We start from the raw sequence: 18,255 nt of genomic DNA, 5'->3' as shown, positions 1-18,255 counted from the left end.
TTAGAGAATGGTTCCAATAATATTAATTAGTAACTAAAATTACAGTAGTGAGTGTTAATAAAAATGATAAAATTGTAATAGCGCTTGCAACCCTAGAATCCATAGCAAATGCCTGTGATGCCATATTTCGATTAGGTTCGACATAAACCACATCATTCTGTGTCAAATAAAAAACAGGAGAACTAAAAATATCTTTACTAGTGATATCTATTCGATGATAAACTTTTGTGTTCTCGAATTCCCTGATTACCATAATATTATCTCTTTTCCCTGTTATTAACAAATCACCTGCGAGACTGATAGCTTCTAAAATACTTACTTGCTCTCCATTTATCATGTAGGTGCCCGGGTTCGAAACTGCACCAAGAATTGTGATGCCAAAATTTCTCAGTCGGATATTGATTATGGGGTCTTTCAAAAAATCTGCCAATCGATGACGCAAAAGAATTCTTAATTCTTCAGGAGATAACCCCGCTACCTTTAATTTACCCAGTACCGGAAAGTCAATATTACCGTCCCTATCAACTATGTAATCAACAGTTTGGATTTGTTGTCCTCCCCCTGCAGTTAAATTAAAAGGAGCACTGGCTTCAGAATTTAATGTTGATATATAAATACTAATTACGTCGTCTATTTTAAATTTTGGAGAAAAGGTATTGTCTGTTATAATGGATTCATACTCTCCGGCATCCTGCAAGTAAATTACATCTTTAACTGATCCGCAAGAAATAAATGACATAATAATTATACTACCGATAACATTAACTATGAAGGGTTTTGATTTAAACATTCGAATTTTCATTATTTAATATCGTGTTTTAATTCCGTTCGAAGCTACTCTTTACAGATTGATTCATTATAACCGAATTCGACTTAATTGATTTTTTTCCATCCAAATCACATAAATCTGAATTATTAGAAACATACTCCGGAACAATTTCTTTCATAAGGCCAACAGGATTTCCGGAAAAGAACATATTGTTAATACAGAGTTCATCAATACGGGTACGAATCTCGGTATAATTCAGCTCCCTAACCTTACTGATCATAATTTTTTTATGATAGGTGGGCAGCATATTTTCCCCATTGGCCAGTAATTCTTCATAGAGTTTCTCGCCTGGACGCAACCCTGTTATTTTAATGTCGATATCCTCGGGATACTTAAGACCCGATAATTTGATCATATTTTTAGCCAATTCAAAGATCTTGACGGATTCCCCCATATCAAAAATAAAGATTTCACCGCCTTCGCCCATGGCTCCTGCCTCCAAAACCAACTGGGAAGCTTCCGGGATAGTCATAAAATAACGGGTAATATCTTTATGGGTTACCGTAAGCGGGCCGCCCTTTTCAATTTGCTTTTTAAACAATGGAATAACCGAACCATTAGAACCCAAGACATTTCCGAAGCGAGTGGTGATAAATTTGGTTATTCCTTCCTGCTGCTTACAACTGATATACATTTCTGCAATCCGCTTGGAGGCTCCCATTACATTAGTGGGGTTTACCGCCTTATCCGTAGAAACAAAAATAAATTTCTCCAGTTGATATTGAGTGGCCAGGTCGGCTACCACCTTGGTGCCCGCAATATTGATCTTAATCGCCTCATAAGCATTGTATTCCATCAGCGGAACATGCTTGTAGGCAGCAGCATGAAAAAGGATATCAGGCTTGTATTCCTGAAAAAGCAGATTTAAACGTGTCTTATCCCGTATGTCTGCCACAATAGGTACAAAGTTGTGGAAACCGTTTTGCTTCAATTCCTGTTGCAGGTCATAGAGGGCGGATTCGGCCTGGTCTATGATGATAAGCGCCTTGTAATTGTAATTACATATCTGTCGGACCAGTTCACTTCCAATAGAACCCGCTCCCCCGGTTACAATTACCGTTTTATTGTCCAACTCCCCTGAAATACGCGAATTTCTAATGGTGATGGGGGCCCGGTTGAGAAGGTCTTCAATCTGAACCTGCTTGATCTGTGAGAGCTTTAACTCTCCGTTGATCCAATCCTCAACAGGTGGCACAATTTTGATCTTCACAGGAAATTCTACCAGATCCTCTACCAGGCGGCGCAGTTTTTTCTGGTCGATATTCTGAACTGAAAAAATAATTTCCTCTACATGTTTCTTTTTGATAAAATGCAGGGTCAGGCAGTCTTTCCCGTACACCTCTACCCCATTGATGAACTTCCCTATTTTTTTCTTGTCCTCATCAACATATCCGACCACCCGCACATTGGATCGCGTATGACCTGTAAGGGCATTATGGGTCAGAATACCCGATTCTCCTGCCCCATAAATCAATACGTTTTTCTGTCTCTGATAATCCCCCTGAGTTAAATTGTAGTAAATTGTTTTAAAAACATAGCGCGAAGCAGTCAAACCTAAAAATGCAACTAAACTATTAATAACAATTATAGATAATGGGAAGCTCAAATCTGTTTGAATGATCTGATATTTCAGGCCCATTGATACCACAATGGTAAGGATGCTGGAGAGGCAGATAGCATTAAAAATATTGTAGACGTCTCTAACACCAGTATGCCTCACCACGCCTTTATAAGAGCCTGTGATCAGAAAGGAAATAAGAGAAATTCCTATTAAGATAGGCAACTGAATCAATAACTGCCCTTTATCGAAATCCAGGGTAAAGTTAAAACGGATCAGATAGGAAATCACAAAGGCTAACGCTACGGTAACCAGATCTATTGCCAGTACCAGCCATTTGGAGGCAAAGCGCGCTACGGAATGGGATAAGTAATTTTGTATCATGATAAATTCTCTTTAATGATACGGGTGGTACGCCATAAATCTTCCTCTGATAAATTAGAACCGCTGGGCAGGCAGAGCCCGCACTTAAACAGTTCTTCAGAGGTACCATCGGTGTACTTTAAAGTATTTTCAAAAACGGGCTGCAAATGCAGGGGCTTCCACAAGGGGCGGGATTCGATGTTTTCATCTTCCAGGGCCAACCGTAGTTTCTCCCGTACTTCATAGGAAGGAGTCAATACGGTGCTCAGCCATCGGTTCGAAAAGCAGTGCTGTGGTTCTTCCAAAAATTCCAGCTGAGCATAGCCTGCCAATTCTTTCTTATAAAATTCAAAGTTGCTGCGTCGCTTAGCGACCCGGTCTTCCAACACTTCCATCTGCCCGCGGCCGATCCCTGCCAGAACATTGCTTAACCGGTAATTATAACCTACAACCGAATGCTGGTAATGTGGAGCGGCATCCCGCGCCTGGGTGGCCAAATAAATGGCTCGTTCCTTTAAATCTTTGGATTTGGTGACCAGAGCTCCGCCTCCGGAGGTAGTGATGATTTTGTTCCCGTTAAAGGAAAGGATGCCAATGGTGCCTAAACTACCGCAGGGAATTCCTTTATACATGCTACCCAGGGCCTCGGCACTATCTTCAATTACAGGTATATTATAGGCCTCTGAAATAGCCTTGATCTCGTCTACCTTATAAGGAACCCCGTATAGATGGACAGCCACAATGGCCTTTGGTTTCTTTCCCTTCGCGATACAATCCAAAATGGCCTGTTCCAGTAATTCCGGGGAAATATTCCAGGTATCCCGCTCGCTGTCCACAAAGACAGGAGAGGCACCCCGGTACAAAATAGGATTGGCCGAAGCCGAGAAGGTAAAACTCTGGCAGATGACCAGGTCACCGGGGCCAACATCCAATAAATCCAGTGACAGGTGGATTGCTGCCGTCCCGGAACTAAGTCCGGCAACGTGAACATTCTGTCCAATAAAAGACTCCAGAGAACGTTCAAAGCCAGCTACATTTGGGCCCAAAGGGGCAATCCAATTGGTATCAAAGGCCTCGTGTACGTAGTTGAGCTCGTTTCCGCCCATATGTGGGGAAGAGAGCCATACTTTCTCCTGTAACTTGGTTTTCAAAAGGTTAGGTTATTTTAAGTTCACTTAATATCACTGATTTAAGGAATCTCAAAGCTACATCATAATCAGTGAGATTTCCGTTTCTAAAAGCTTAATTCGCCCATTGTTCAAAAAAATCGATGATTGTACCGTTAATGCGTAATGCAATTATTATACAAGCCATTCGATTAAAACAAAGCAGTAAATTCTTGAATTTTGAAACTTACGGGGAAATAAGATACGAAATGTGAAGGAAATGCAAGACGTAATGCTTACTGTCTTTTAGTTTATAGAACTATTTAGTTCCAAGCTGCAAAACGCATTCATTAATCATTAGGGAATCTAAATTACTATAACAATATGTTTTTGGCTAAATTCCCATCTTTGCATAAATATTATTGTCCTGCTGCTAATCTAATTATTTGAATATCATTTCAGGATCTGAAAAATGAAAGAAATCAAAACAATTTGTTGTATTGGTGCTGGCTATGTTGGAGGCCCTACTATGGCAGTTATCGCACAAAAGTGCCCGCATATTAAAGTTTTAGTGGTCGACATCAATCCGGAACGTATTCAGGCCTGGAATGAGGAGGACCTTGACAAACTTCCGATTTATGAACCCGGCCTGAAAGAGGTAGTTGCAGAAGCCCGTGGCAGGAATCTGTTCTTTTCGACCAATATTGAAGCAGGGATCAAAGCCGCTGAAATGATTTTTATTTCCGTTAATACGCCAACTAAAACCTATGGAAAGGGCAAGGGACAGGCGGCCGATTTGAAATATGTTGAATTATGCGCCCGTACGATAGGCGATGTTGCCACCACCGATAAAATTGTAGTAGAAAAATCCACACTTCCAGTACGCACTGCCCAGGCCATAAAAAATATTCTCGAAAATACAGGCAAAGGAGTTCAGTTTGATATTTTATCGAATCCTGAATTTCTGGCGGAAGGAACCGCTATTTCGGACCTGATGAACCCCGACAGGGTTTTAATCGGAGGGGCAGATACCCCCTATGGAAAAAAAGCAAAGAATGCACTTTCGGCCATCTATGCGAATTGGGTACCTGAAATGCGAATCTTACAAACCAATCTCTGGTCATCTGAACTATCCAAACTGGTTGCCAATGCCTTTTTGGCCCAGCGCATTTCTTCTATAAATTCGATTTCCGCCTTATGTGAAAAAACGGATGCCAATATCGATGAAGTAGCCAATGCGATCGGTTTTGACAGCCGGATTGGCCCCAAATTCCTGCAGGCTTCTGTAGGCTTCGGAGGTTCCTGTTTTCAGAAAGATATTCTGAATCTTGTTTATATTGCCAAGAGTTTTGGATTGCATGAGGTGGCTGATTACTGGGAGCAGGTAATTATCCTGAATGATTATCAGAAAAGACGCTTTGCCGATAAAATCATTTCAACCCTCTATAATACGGTTTCAGGCAAAAAGATTGCCATTTATGGATGGGCTTTTAAAAAAGACACCAATGATACCCGCGAATCGGCGGCTATTTATGTGGCAGATGCCTTACTGGATGAACGGGCCGAACTCACTGTTTATGACCCACAGGTAAACCCAAACAGGATATATGAAGACCTGGATGCGCTGGGAACACGTACTCCTGAAGAAAACAGGCGTTTACTCACTGTTGTAAATTCACCTTTGGATGCAGTTGAGAAAGCACATGCAGTAGCCGTTTTAACCGAGTGGGACGAATTCAAATCACTCAATTGGAACGAAATCTTTAATCGCATGTTAAAACCTTCCTTTGTATTTGACGGGAGGCGCATTCTGGATGCGAAGCAACTTACAGAAATAGGATTCAAGAATTACACAATTGGTCAATAAATGAAGATTTTAGTTACCGGAGCGGCCGGATTTATTGGGTTTCATTTAAGTCAAAAACTTCTGTCTCAAGGCCATGAAGTTATTGGTTTGGACAATATCAATGATTACTATGATCCACAATTAAAATTTGACCGATTAAAAGAGCTTGGTATTAATGAGGAAGAAGTGACTGATTTTAATAAACTGGTCCAAAGTAAAACCTTCCCAAAACAGTTTCAGTTTATACGAATGAACCTGCAAGACCGCACGCAACTTCCCAGGTTGTTTTCCAAACATTCCTTTGAAGTAGTTTGCAACCTGGCTGCACAGGCGGGGGTCCGCTACAGCCTGGAAAACCCGGAATCCTATATTGACAGCAATATTGTTGGTTTTTTAAACCTTTTGGAATGTTGCAGGCATTACAGTTGCAAACATCTGGTATATGCAAGTAGTTCCAGTGTATATGGGATGAATAAAAAAGTACCCTTTGAAACTTCAGACAATGTAGACCACCCGATCAGCCTGTATGCTGCAACCAAAAAAAGTAATGAGCTGATGGCTTATACCTACAGCCATTTGTATGGTTTGCACACCACCGGCCTTCGTTTTTTTACGGTTTATGGCCCCTGGGGACGCCCGGACATGGCCATGTTCCTCTTTACCGATGCCATACTGAAGGGGGAGCACATCAAAGTATTCAACAAAGGGCAAATGGAACGGGACTTTACCTACATTGACGATATCACCGAAGGAGTACTACACATTGTAAATGAGGATGTTGAAAAAAGGAAAAGACCCGGACAGGATTTATACCGGCTGTATAATATCGGCAACAACCGATCCGAAAAACTAACGGATTTCATTTCAACCATAGAAAGGGAATTAGGCATAAAAGCCAAAAAACAGTTGCTCCCCATGCAACCCGGGGATGTGCCCCAAACCTGGGCCAACGTGGATGGCCTTATAAACGACTACGGTTACCATCCTAATACCCCAATTGCTCAAGGGGTAAAAAATTTTATTGATTGGTTTAAGGAGTATTATAAGGTTTGATAAAAGGAATACTTTTCCCTTTTATCGAGGATAGGGGTTCGTTGAAATAAAAAACCTACAAATTCCTTTGTTTTTGACCATCTTTGCCCAAAAGAAATAACCTGCCATGAATATCGGACCTTTGGGTCTTTCCCCAGACCAGACCGTATTAGTTACCGGAGGAGCCGGTTTTATTGGCTCCAACCTTATTGAATACCTTCTCCAAAACGGAAACCGGGTTAAAGCCCTGGATAATTTTGCCACTGGAAAACAAAAAAATATTGAGCCTTTTCTGGACCATAAAAATTTCGAATTCATCAAAGGAGACATTCGGGATTTGCAAAGCTGTATGAAAGCCTGTGAAGGGGCAGACTACGTCCTGCACCAGGCAGCCCTCGGTTCCGTTCCCCGATCCCTGAATGACCCTATCACCTCCAACGAAGTCAATGTAAGTGGGTTCCTGAATATGCTCGTGGCAGCCCGGGATCAGAATGTAAAACGATTTGTCTATGCCGCCAGTTCTTCAACTTACGGGGACTCCAAAGCATTACCCAAAATAGAAGAACAGATAGGGAAGCCCCTTTCCCCTTATGCCATCACCAAATACGTTAACGAATTATATGCCGATATTTTTCACAAAGCCTATGGGTTGGACACTATCGGCCTGCGCTACTTTAATGTTTTTGGGAGGAGGCAGGACCCAAACGGGGCGTATGCGGCGGTGATCCCAAAATTCGTAATGCAATTGATGAAGCATGAATCCCCGACCATCAACGGGGACGGATCCTATTCCAGGGATTTTACCTATATAGATAATGTGGTGCAAATGAATATCCTTGCCCTGGTAGAAGACAATAAAGATGCGGTTAATCAGGTTTATAACGTCGCCTACGGAGAGCGAACGAACCTGTTGGAATTGACGGAATTATTAAAAGAATATTTATCTGAATACGATCCTGAAATTGCCGAAGTAAGTCTTAAACATGGCCCTGAACGCCCAGGGGATGTCCCCCACTCCCTCGCATCCATTGAGAAAGCTGAAAAATTACTGGGTTACCACCCGCAATACGACATCAAAAAAGGCCTGAAAGAGGCTGTTTCCTGGTATTGGAAAAACCTGTAAAAAATATTTCTTTAAACGCACATAATAGTGAAAAGCATTAAAACACTTAATAATTCCCGAATCGCTGTTATTGGCCTCGGTTATGTAGGCCTGCCCCTGGCGCGTCTCTTCGCTACCAAATATCCTGTTGTAGGTTTTGACATCAATGCCAAGCGGATCGCTGAACTACAGCAGGGGCATGACAGCACCCTGGAGGTGGATAATGCAGTCCTGAAAGCCGTTACCCTTAATGAAGTTCCTAAAGGTGTAGGTCTTTATTGTTCAGATAATCTGGAAGACATTTCCGATTCAACCATTTACATAATTACGGTCCCCACCCCGGTTGACAAGAACAACCGTCCGGACCTGACCCCACTTTATCACTCCAGTGAAACGGTAGGAAAGGTCTTGAAGAAGGGAGATATCGTTATTTACGAATCTACGGTTTATCCAGGGGTAACTGAAGAAGAGTGTGTTCCCGTACTGGAAAAAGTGAGCGGATTGAAGTTTAATAAAGATTTTTACGCCGGCTACTCCCCCGAGCGCATCAACCCGGGTGACAAGGAGCACACGGTAGAAAAAATCCTGAAGGTAACTTCCGGCTCCACCCCTGAGATTGGAAAACTGGTAGATGCCCTGTATGCCTCGGTAATCACCGCGGGGACGCACCTGGCCCCGACCATCAAGGTAGCCGAAGCCGCGAAGGTGATTGAAAATTCACAACGTGACATCAACATTGCTTTTGTAAACGAGCTGGCCAAGATTTTTAACCTGATGGGTATTGACACACATTCTGTCTTGGAAGCGGCCGGCACCAAATGGAATTTTCTACCCTTTAAACCAGGCCTGGTTGGCGGTCATTGTATTGGGGTGGATCCTTACTATCTCGCCCAGCGGGCTCAGGAATTCGGCTACCACCCGGAAATAATCCTGGCCGGGAGGCGGCTCAATGACAGTATGGGGCAGTATGTGGCCTCCCAGGTCATCAAGCTGATGGTCCAAAAAGACATCCGTATCAAAGATGCCAAGGTGCTGGTTTTGGGCATCACCTTTAAGGAGAACTGCCCAGATGTAAGAAATACACGCGCTGTGGACGTAATTAGAAGCCTTCAGGAATTCGGAACGGATGTTACGGTTTACGACCCCTGGGCTAATCCGGAGGAAGTATATCATGAATACGGTTTAAATACGGTTAAAAATTGTCCTGAAGGAAGTTTTGATGCCATAGTCTTAACCGTGGCTCATGAGGCATTTGAAAATTTAAGTCTGAGGTCATATCTCATTCCTGAAGGAATAATATATGATGTTAAAGGAAAAATTAAAGAAACAGTAAATGGCCGATTATAAAAAGAAAAATATATTGGTAACCGGAGGGGCTGGTTTTATTGGTTCTCATGTGGTCAGGACCTTTGTGCGACGATATCCGGATTACAATATTTACAACCTCGATGCCCTCACCTATGCCGGCAACCTGGAAAACCTAAAAGATATTGAAGGCCGGGATAATTATTTTTTTCTAAAGGGGGACATAACTGATGCAGCCTTTATAGAAAAGGAATTTGCAGAAAAGCAATTTGACGCCGTCATCCACCTTGCGGCAGAATCACATGTAGACCGCTCCATAACGGACCCTCTGGCTTTTGCCAAAACCAATATTCTCGGTACCATAAACCTGTTAAACGCCTTTAAAGCTATATGGATGGATAACTGGGATGGGAAGTTGTTCTATCATGTAAGTACAGATGAGGTATACGGCAGCCTGGGTGCAACAGGATATTTTACTGAAGAAACCCCATATGACCCTAATTCACCTTATTCAGCTTCAAAAGCCAGTTCGGACCATTTCGTGAGGGCTTATGGTGAAACCTATGGATTGCCCTACACAATCAGTAATTGTTCCAACAATTATGGCCCGAACCAGTTTCCAGAAAAACTGATCCCTTTATTTATAAATAACATCATTAATAAAAATCCCCTGCCTGTATATGGGGATGGAAACTATACCCGGGATTGGTTATATGTTGAAGACCACGCCGAGGCCATTGACTTGATTTTTCACAAAGGCCAAAAGAATGAAACCTACAATATTGGCGGTTTTAACGAATGGAAGAATATTGACCTGGTAGGGCTTTTATGTAGGCAAATGGACATTAAACTGGGGAGACAGGAAGGCGAATCCGAAAAACTTATAACCTTCGTAAGGGACAGGCCCGGCCATGACCTCCGTTATGCCATTGATGCCAGCAAGATACATGATGGCTTGGGATGGAATCCCTCCGTTACTTTTGAAGAAGGACTGGCAAAGACCATTGAGTGGTACTTTGATAACAGTGAATGGTTGCAGCATGTAACTTCCGGAGAATATCAGAAATATTATAAAACACAATACAGTCAAACAAGAATTTAATATGAAAGGAATCATTTTGGCAGGCGGATCGGGGACTAGATTGTTTCCACTTACCATTTCCGTGAGTAAACAATTATTACCAGTTTATGATAAACCCATGATATACTATCCGTTGTCAATTCTAATGTTGGCAGGAATTCGAGATATATTAATCATTACTACTCCCAAAGATCAATTAGCATTCACTGAACTGTTAGGGGATGGATCAAGATTTGGATGCTGCTTTGATTACGCTATACAAGAGAATCCTAACGGATTAGCCGAAGCATTTATCATTGGAGAGAGCTTTATAGGCCAAGACAGTGTTTGCTTAATTTTGGGGGATAACATTTTTTACGGCGGCGGTCTACAAAAAATTTTGATGAATTCTGTTAAAGCTGTAAAAGAGGAAAACAAAGCCGTAGTATTTGGCAGTTATGTACAGGATCCTTTTCGATATGGAGTTGTTGAATTTAATAAGGAACATACGGTTATTAATATAGAAGAAAAGCCGGAAAAACCTAAATCAAATTATGCAGTCGTTGGTTTATATTTCTATCCCAATTCTGTTATAGAAATTGCCAAAAAAGTAAAACCTTCGAAAAGAGGAGAATTAGAAATAACCTCAGTAAATAAAGAATATTTACTAAACCAAGAACTTATGGTAGAAATCCTTAGTCGTGGTTTTGCTTGGTTGGATACTGGCACCCATGAGGCTTTAATGGAAGCCAATGAATTTGTAAAAGCTCTTGAAAGAAGAACAGGATTGAAAATAGGTTGCCTTGAAGAAATAGCGTTTAATTATGGATGGATTAACAAAAAAGAAGTAAGCAGTAATATTCAAGGATATAAAGGAGATTATTATTGTTACATAAGAGATAAAGTATTAATAGATGTCTCTTAGAAAAAAAGCCATTGAAAGCGGAGCTTGGGCATTTACGCAACAAATCAGTGTGCAAGGTATAGGGTTTCTTGTGTCTATATTACTGGCAAGATTGCTTGAGCCAGAGGAATTTGGCTTAATCGCCATGATAGGCATTTTTATGGGAATAGCTTCATCCCTAATGGATTCAGGGTTGGCTTCCTCCCTTATTAGATCACAAAACTTAGTGAGAGATGATTATTCTACAGTATTTATATTTAATCTTGTTGGAAGTCTCATTTTCTATGTAATTATATACTTAACAGCTCCTTTAATAGCTCAGTTTTATGGTCAGGAAATTCTAATTAATATTACGAGATTATATGCCTTGATACTTATAATTAATGCCTTTTCAATCATTCAGAATACTAGGCTAACTCGAGATTTAGATTTTAAAAAGCAACTCAAAATAACATTACCTTCCTTACTTTTATCTGCTATTATAGGAATTCTTCTGGCAACAAATAACTATGGGGTATGGAGTTTGGTTGCGATGGCTATTGCTCAATCATTATTTAGCACCATTTTACTTTGGTTTTGGTCTGATTGGAGGCCTCAATTAAGGTTTAAAAAGAATCTTTTTAAAAAACATTTCAATTTTGGTTATAAATTAACACTTTCAGGGCTCTTAGAGGTTCTATTTTCCAATGCTTTTGTAATTATTCTAGGAAAATTCTTTGCCCCAGCACAAGTCGGATACTATAATCGTGCAGTCTCTGTAACAAACCTCCCATCTGCGAATATTTCTGCTGTATTAAGCAAAATCACCTTTCCAATATTTTCTAAAATCCAGGACGATAGTGAAAGACTTAAAAGGGCTTACAGTAAAATAATGCAAATTGTAATTTTTTTGGTAGCTCCCACATTAATATTCATGGCGGTTTTGGCAGAACCCTTATTTAGGTTTCTTTTCACTGAGAAGTGGTTAACTGCTGTTCCTTATTTTCAAATACTATGTGTAAACGGCATATTATATCCTTTACATTCTTATAATTTGAATATTCTAAGTGTTAAAGGCAGAACAGATCTTTTTCTTAAGCTAGAAATAATTAAGAAATTTTCAGTTGTGGTAGTAATAGGAGTAACAATTCCGTTTGGCATCTACGCCTTACTGTTTGGAAGCGTTTTTCTATCATTATTGGCCTTCATAATTAATACGCATTATTCGGGCAAATTTATTCGATATCCAGCATTAAGTCAAATAAAAGATCTAACCCCAATCTTTGTTCTTGGATTGTTTTCTGGTTTAGTAATTTGGATTGAGGACTATTTTATTATAAGAGAATATGGTACAGGTGACCTTGCTAGATTACTTGTTGGTGGTTTGATTGGATCATCTATTTACCTCCTAATAGCTTTTAAACTTAGAATGCAACCATTAAATGAATTAAAAAGTATAATTAAGAGAACATGATAAATGTTACCAAAACTTTTCTACCCCCGCTTGATGAGTATACTGCTTATCTAAAGAGAGCTTGGGATAATGAATGGTTAACCAATAGAGGTGAACTAGTTCTTGAATTAGAGGATAAACTCAAGAGCTATCTTAAAGTATCGAATATCATTTTAATGAATAATGGCACAATCCCCCTACAAATCGCGCTAAAGTTGTTGGCACATAATGGCGAAGTGATAACCACCCCATTTAGCTATATTGCTACCTCTGCCTCCATTGTATGGGAAAATTGTACACCGGTTTTTGTGGATATCGATCCGGATCATCTTACAATAAATGAAAACAAGATTGAGGAAGCTATCACCAAAAATACGACAGCAATTTTGGCAACTCATGTTTTTGGAAATCCGTGTAATGTTGATAAGATTGAAAAAATTGCAAAAAAACATAATCTAAAAGTGATTTACGATGCGGCTCACACTTTTGGAGTAGAATATAATGGCAGATCTTTATTTAATTTCGGTGATGTAAGCACTTGTAGTTTTCACGCAACAAAATTGTTTCATACTGCGGAAGGCGGTGCATTATTTTGTGCAAATCCTGAATTATATAATCAGTGCTATTATAGTCACAATTTCGGTCATAATGGGCCTACTGATTTTCATGGCTTGGGCATAAATGCTAAAATGTCCGAGCTGCAAGCTGCACTAGGCTTAACAATTTTACCATATTTAGACAGAGTAATCGAAGAGCGCAAAAAGGTCGTCGATTTTTATTTTGAGAATATAGATTTCAATTTAGTTAATGGTATTAAAATTAGAGCTAATACTAAATGGAATTATAGTTATTTCCCTATAATATTTAAAAGCGAAAATATACTTAAAAAGAAAACTTTTAAGTTGGCTAAACATAATATTTTTCCGAGGAGATACTTCTATCCATCTTTAAACATCGTTGACTATCTCAGAGGAAGCAAAATGGAAATTTCCGAGAGTATTGCTCCTAGAATTTTGTGTCTACCCTTATCTCATAATCTTATGAAAACAGACTTAAAAATAATTGTAGATGTCTTGAATGGATAAACCTCAATTAAAAAATGGATAAGAAAATTAATATTCTAGTATTCCCTTGTGGTTCTGAGGTGGCCTTAGAAATTCACCGATCTCTAAAATTTAGCAGACATATTAATCTTATAGGTGCAAGCAGTGTAGATGATCATGGCAAATTCGTATTCGAAAATTACATCGGTGAGATACCCTTTATTTCAGAAGATGGATTTATAGAGGTAATGAAAAGTATAGTTATAAAACATAAGGTTGATGCGATATATCCTGCCATGGATAGTGCCATTACCACTCTTAAACGAGATGAAAAATACCTAGGTTGCCAGATAATATCCTCAGATCTGAAAACTAGCGAAATATGCTTATCTAAAGTCAAAACTTATAAAGAATTATGTTCTATTATAAAAACACCTATCGTTTATTCTAAGATCGATGAAATTAAAGATTATCCGGTATTTGCAAAACCTTCAGTGGGCTACGGGTCCAGAGGAGCTAAGAAGATTGAGAATTATGAAGGATTAAAGGCACATCTTCAGGAATGGAAAGACTGTGTCATAACAGAATTCCTGAATGGTCCTGAATATACTGTAGACTGCTTCACAAACAGGCACAGAGAGTTGTTGTTCGTTGGCCCTAGGTTGAGGAAAAGAGTGAAAAATGGAATCTCTGTAAACACTTCTGAAATTACAAAAGGTAATCGAAATGAATTTATTGACTTTGCATCTAAAATTAACGACACCTTAAACCTAAGAGGAGCATGGTTCTATCAAGTAAAGCGAAATTCCAAAGGTGAATTGGTTTTATTAGAAGTGGCTTCCAGGCTGGGTGGATCTTCAAGCTTATACAGGTTAAAAGGAATAAACTTCGCCCTATTAAGTATATTCGATGCATTTAACATAGAAGTAGAAATACTGGAAAATGATACAACTGTTGTAGTTGATCGAGCATTGGATATTAGATTTAAAATTGAGTGCGATTTCCAGAATGTCTATGTAGACTTTGATGATTGCATAATTATAAACGGAGAAATTAATTATCAATTAGTTGGTCAATTGTACAAATTTCTAAATCAGGGTAAACAGCTAATATTAATTACCAAGCATTCTGGAGATATTAAGCAAGCATTGACCATTATCAGGTTAAATGATCTTTTTGACAAAATTATTCATTTAAAGGCAATTGATCAGAAATATAAATTCATAGAAGAAGAAAATTCAATATTTATTGATGATAGCCATATGGAGAGAAAACAAGTGTTTGAAAATCTGGGAATACCAGTATTCTCACCAGATATGATGGTTGAATAATATAGACTTCAATGAAAATTAAGGCTAATAATAATTGTGAGGCCCCAGATATTGCCATTTCAGTGATTACCTACAATCATGAAAAATATATAGTAGATACTATTGAAGGTATAATAATGCAAGAATCGAAGTATAGCTTCAAAGTATTTATTACAGATGACAATTCAACAGATAATACTGCTAAAATATGTGAAGAATACGTTAAAAAGTATCCTTTATTAATCGATTTTGAAGTTAATCAAACCAATCTAGGGTCTCTTGATAATTGGTTTTACAATTTAACCAAATGTTACAATTCAGGAGCCCCGTTAATTGCTATTTGCGAAGGTGATGATTACTGGATAGATAAATCAAAGCTACACCATCAAATTACACACTTAAATAAAAATCCTAGTACAAGTTTAACATTTCATCGTTCTGAATTAATGTTAGATGGTATCCCCTTGGAAACTAGCGGATTGTTATGTATAAATGCTAATCAGTACTTTTCTGGTAAAGACATAATTGAAAAGTGGACTATACCCACAGCCTCAGTAGTTTTTAGAAGAAAAGTTTTAGAAACCTATCTACCCAGGAAAAATAATAATAAATATATCTACGGAGATATAATATTATTTCTGTCAGCAACTGAACATGGTAAACTTTTTTATATGAACAGGACTATGTCAGTTTACCGTAGGCACGGTACAGGTATTACACAAGTCCAATCATCCCCGGAATTCTATGAACGTGTTTACCAACATAGAGATGCAATTTCCAGAGACTTTGGAGGCAAATTTAGCTTCTTAAGAAAGACAGAATTAGCCGATTGCTATTTTTCGATCTCTTTATTATTTATAAAGCAACTTAAATTTAAAGGAATAAAATACCTATTTAAAGCAATTTTATACAAACCTTCTGTTCTAATAACGTACATAAGCAATAAGATAATGTTATTATGAAAAAATCTATTCTATTCATGATACACAACATGAATATTGGAGGGACAGAAAAGTCTTTGCTTTCTTTAATTTCAAATATGCCCCAAGATGATTATGATATAACCCTACTTTTATTACAATATGAAGGTGGATATCTAAATTCAATTCCAGATTGGGTCAAAGTCGAAACCTTGGAGGGTTTTTCAAGGATGAAGTCTATAATTTACGAGCCCCCTTTAAAAAATATCCTGATGTCAGTTAGGAGATTAAATATTTCACAAGCATTCAGATTAACTTACGTATACTTTCAGTCCAAAATAACTAAAAATTGGGATCATTTTTATAGATATTCCTTAAGGAAAACGGAATTTAAGAACAGTTATGATTTCGCCGTTGCCTATGCCGGGCCATCAGATTTTATTAGTTATTTTATTCTTAAAAAGGTAAACTCAAGAGTTAAATACCAATGGATACATTTTGATGTCAAGAAGCTTGGCTTAAACAAAAACTTTGGCAATAAATATTATAATAAGTTTGACAGAATTTTTTGTGTTTCTGAAGGATCAAAGAAAGAAATTTTAAATCTTTTCCCATTACTGGATTGCAAAATAGAAGTCTTCGAAAATATTATTATTCCTGATGAGTTAAATTCCCTCGCCAATGAAGGGGAAACATTCATAGATGATATAAAGGGTGTTAGGATCGTCACATTAGGAAGATTAACTGAAGAAAAAGGTCAAATTTTAATTCCAAAAGTAGCTCGATTACTAAAAAATAATGGCAAGGATTTTCGATGGTATTGTATTGGAGATGGAATAATGAGATCAAAAATTGAATCAGTAATTCAAACAGAAAATGTAGCGAACGAAGTGATTATGATAGGACAGAAGATTAATCCTTATGCGTATTTAAAAAACGCAGATTTGTACGTACAAACATCTTTTCATGAAGGATATGGACTAACTATCATGGAAGCCAGAACCTTCAACTTACCAATGGTAATAACCAATGTAGCATCCGCCAACGAATTGATTAATAATGGTGTAAACGGTATTATAGTTGAAAGCACTGTCTCTGATCTTTTCAGGGCAATCAATTATTTATTAGAAAATAAAGATATTAGAATAGCATTTTCTGAATCTCTAAAAGCTGATAATGATTATTTGAGAAATAATCATATTAGCAAAATAAATTTGATTTTTAATACGGTTAATTTGAATTGATGCTTTTGAAAAAGAAATTATTAATCGTTATTGACTCACTTAAATGCGGGGGAGCCGAAAAAAGCTTAGTGACGCTACTAAACAATTTAGATTACTCAAAGTATGAAGTGGAAGTCCTTGTTTTTTTTAAGGGAGGTGAATTTGAATCGTTTCTACCATCCAAAATAACATTAACGTATTATGACATTTCTCTTGAAAAAAATCCATTTGTCTTTTTTTTATGTCGTGTCGAATATTGGATTCGTCGCCAACTAGATTATAAACACAAATATCACATTTCACAGCTTTACTGGAAGGCGGTCCGCCGGATTGTCCCTTTAAACCAAAAAAAATATCATTCAGCCATAGCATATGGGCAGGGCTTTTCAACCTATTATGTTTCTGAAAAAGTTGTTAATTATAAAAACAAGTATGCCTGGCTTAACACAAACCACATAAAAGCTGGTTACGATATTAATTTCGACTATTTATTCTATAAAAATTTCAATAAAGTCATCGCCGTTTCTGAGGAGAGTAAAAGTTCACTTGAAAATAACTTAAGTTCTATTGATAAAATATTGGAGATTAATATTATAAGGGATATAGTAGATAAGGAAACCATTAAAAAAATGAGTGAAGAATTTACTCCCATTTTTCCAAATCACAGACTTTCTCGAAAATTTACCATCCTTACTGTTTGTCGATTGGAAAAAGTTAAAGGACTGGACATTGCCATAGAAGCGTCCGAACTGCTAAAAGACAAAGGTTTGGATTTTATCTGGTATGTAGTTGGGGAGGGCTCACAGAGAAATGAACTCGAACTGCAAATTAAGAAAAAGAACTTATCTCAACACTTTATTCTTTTAGGGCATAAAAATAATCCATATCCATTTATGAAAGAATGCGATGTTTACGTTCAGCCTTCTTATTATGAAGGCTTAGGGATAACCGTAATTGAAGCCTCAGTATTGAAAAAACCGATAGTTACCACAGATTTTCCAACAGCGCATACAATCATAAAACATAATGAAACAGGTTTAATTTGCGATATGAATGCTATAAGTTTAAAAGAAGGTATACTTAAATTTTTGAAGGATCAGGAATTTAAAAACAAAATTTGCCATAATTTAAACAAGCTCAATTCCGATTACAAAACGGATTCATTAGATATGATTAATAATTTAATAGGGTAACTCTCCTTTTTATTTTCTCAAGCCTTTTT

15 protein-coding genes are annotated in these 18,255 nt (G+C 38.0%); 12 read left to right on the top strand and 3 right to left on the bottom strand.

Features of this window, described 5'->3' with window-relative positions:
* Positions 1–22: 22 nt before the first annotated feature.
* Genes ACT6NU_RS12290 through ACT6NU_RS12280 form a run of 3 tightly spaced genes read right to left on the bottom strand, consistent with a single transcriptional unit; the run spans position 23 to position 3,856 of the window.
* Positions 23–802: a polysaccharide biosynthesis/export family protein gene (locus tag ACT6NU_RS12290; RefSeq protein ID WP_445381965.1), complete on the bottom strand. Its 780-nt coding sequence runs from the start codon at positions 800–802 to the stop codon at positions 23–25.
* Between the two features lie 16 nt (positions 803–818).
* Positions 819–2,771 carry an SDR family NAD(P)-dependent oxidoreductase gene (locus tag ACT6NU_RS12285; RefSeq protein WP_445381964.1) on the bottom strand — a complete coding sequence of 651 codons (1,953 nt, stop codon included), beginning with the start codon at positions 2,769–2,771 and terminating at the stop codon, positions 819–821.
* Positions 2,768–3,856, bottom strand: a complete 1,089-nt coding sequence (locus ACT6NU_RS12280; RefSeq protein WP_445383863.1) for a DegT/DnrJ/EryC1/StrS family aminotransferase — start codon at positions 3,854–3,856, stop codon at positions 2,768–2,770. Before ACT6NU_RS12280 ends, ACT6NU_RS12285 begins: the two co-directional genes overlap by 4 nt.
* A gap of 472 nt (positions 3,857–4,328) precedes the next feature.
* On the opposite strand from ACT6NU_RS12280, the gene ACT6NU_RS12275 reads away from it, so the two are divergent.
* From ACT6NU_RS12275 to ACT6NU_RS12220, 12 genes are all read left to right on the top strand, one after another.
* Positions 4,329–5,723, top strand: coding sequence for a nucleotide sugar dehydrogenase (locus tag ACT6NU_RS12275; protein ID WP_445381963.1), 1,395 nt, complete (start codon positions 4,329–4,331; stop codon positions 5,721–5,723).
* Complete coding sequence (locus ACT6NU_RS12270; RefSeq protein ID WP_445381962.1) at positions 5,724–6,755, top strand: NAD-dependent epimerase; 1,032 nt, start codon at positions 5,724–5,726, stop codon at positions 6,753–6,755.
* Positions 6,756–6,861: 106 nt separating this feature from the next.
* A complete protein-coding gene (locus ACT6NU_RS12265) occupies positions 6,862–7,857 on the top strand; it encodes an SDR family oxidoreductase (RefSeq protein ID WP_445381961.1) in 996 nt (331 codons plus the stop codon).
* A 27-nt stretch (positions 7,858–7,884) separates the two neighbouring features.
* Positions 7,885–9,183: a nucleotide sugar dehydrogenase gene (locus ACT6NU_RS12260; protein ID WP_445381960.1), complete on the top strand. Its 1,299-nt coding sequence runs from the start codon at positions 7,885–7,887 to the stop codon at positions 9,181–9,183.
* The gene (gene rfbB, locus ACT6NU_RS12255; RefSeq protein ID WP_445381959.1) at positions 9,170–10,243 is read left to right on the top strand and encodes a dTDP-glucose 4,6-dehydratase; all 1,074 of its coding nucleotides are present in this window, start codon (positions 9,170–9,172) and stop codon (positions 10,241–10,243) included. The genes ACT6NU_RS12260 and rfbB overlap by 14 nt, the downstream gene beginning before the upstream one ends.
* A 1-nt stretch (position 10,244) precedes the next feature.
* On the top strand, positions 10,245–11,126 hold the full coding sequence (gene rfbA, locus ACT6NU_RS12250; RefSeq protein WP_445381958.1) for a glucose-1-phosphate thymidylyltransferase RfbA: 882 nt from the start codon (positions 10,245–10,247) through the stop codon (positions 11,124–11,126).
* A complete protein-coding gene (locus ACT6NU_RS12245) occupies positions 11,116–12,558 on the top strand; it encodes a lipopolysaccharide biosynthesis protein (protein WP_445381957.1) in 1,443 nt (480 codons plus the stop codon). Before rfbA ends, ACT6NU_RS12245 begins: the two co-directional genes overlap by 11 nt.
* Positions 12,555–13,622, top strand: coding sequence for a DegT/DnrJ/EryC1/StrS family aminotransferase (locus tag ACT6NU_RS12240; RefSeq protein ID WP_445381956.1), 1,068 nt, complete (start codon positions 12,555–12,557; stop codon positions 13,620–13,622). Before ACT6NU_RS12245 ends, ACT6NU_RS12240 begins: the two co-directional genes overlap by 4 nt.
* 14 nt (positions 13,623–13,636) lie before the next feature.
* Positions 13,637–14,911 carry an ATP-grasp domain-containing protein gene (locus tag ACT6NU_RS12235; RefSeq protein ID WP_445381955.1) on the top strand — a complete coding sequence of 425 codons (1,275 nt, stop codon included), beginning with the start codon at positions 13,637–13,639 and terminating at the stop codon, positions 14,909–14,911.
* An 11-nt stretch (positions 14,912–14,922) separates the two neighbouring features.
* Positions 14,923–15,852 (top strand): glycosyltransferase, encoded by a 930-nt coding sequence (locus ACT6NU_RS12230; protein ID WP_445381954.1) that lies wholly within the window; start codon positions 14,923–14,925, stop codon positions 15,850–15,852.
* Positions 15,849–17,054 carry a glycosyltransferase gene (locus tag ACT6NU_RS12225; RefSeq protein WP_445381953.1) on the top strand — a complete coding sequence of 402 codons (1,206 nt, stop codon included), beginning with the start codon at positions 15,849–15,851 and terminating at the stop codon, positions 17,052–17,054. Before ACT6NU_RS12230 ends, ACT6NU_RS12225 begins: the two co-directional genes overlap by 4 nt.
* A gap of 5 nt (positions 17,055–17,059) precedes the next feature.
* Entirely contained in the window at positions 17,060–18,226 is a 1,167-nt protein-coding gene (locus tag ACT6NU_RS12220) for a glycosyltransferase (protein ID WP_445381952.1), read from the top strand.
* Positions 18,227–18,255 lie beyond the last annotated feature (29 nt).

This window comes from Robiginitalea rubriflava (genome assembly GCF_052540725.1).
Note: the sequence above shows the minus strand (reverse complement) of the source record. Positions and strands in the feature narration are given on the sequence as shown.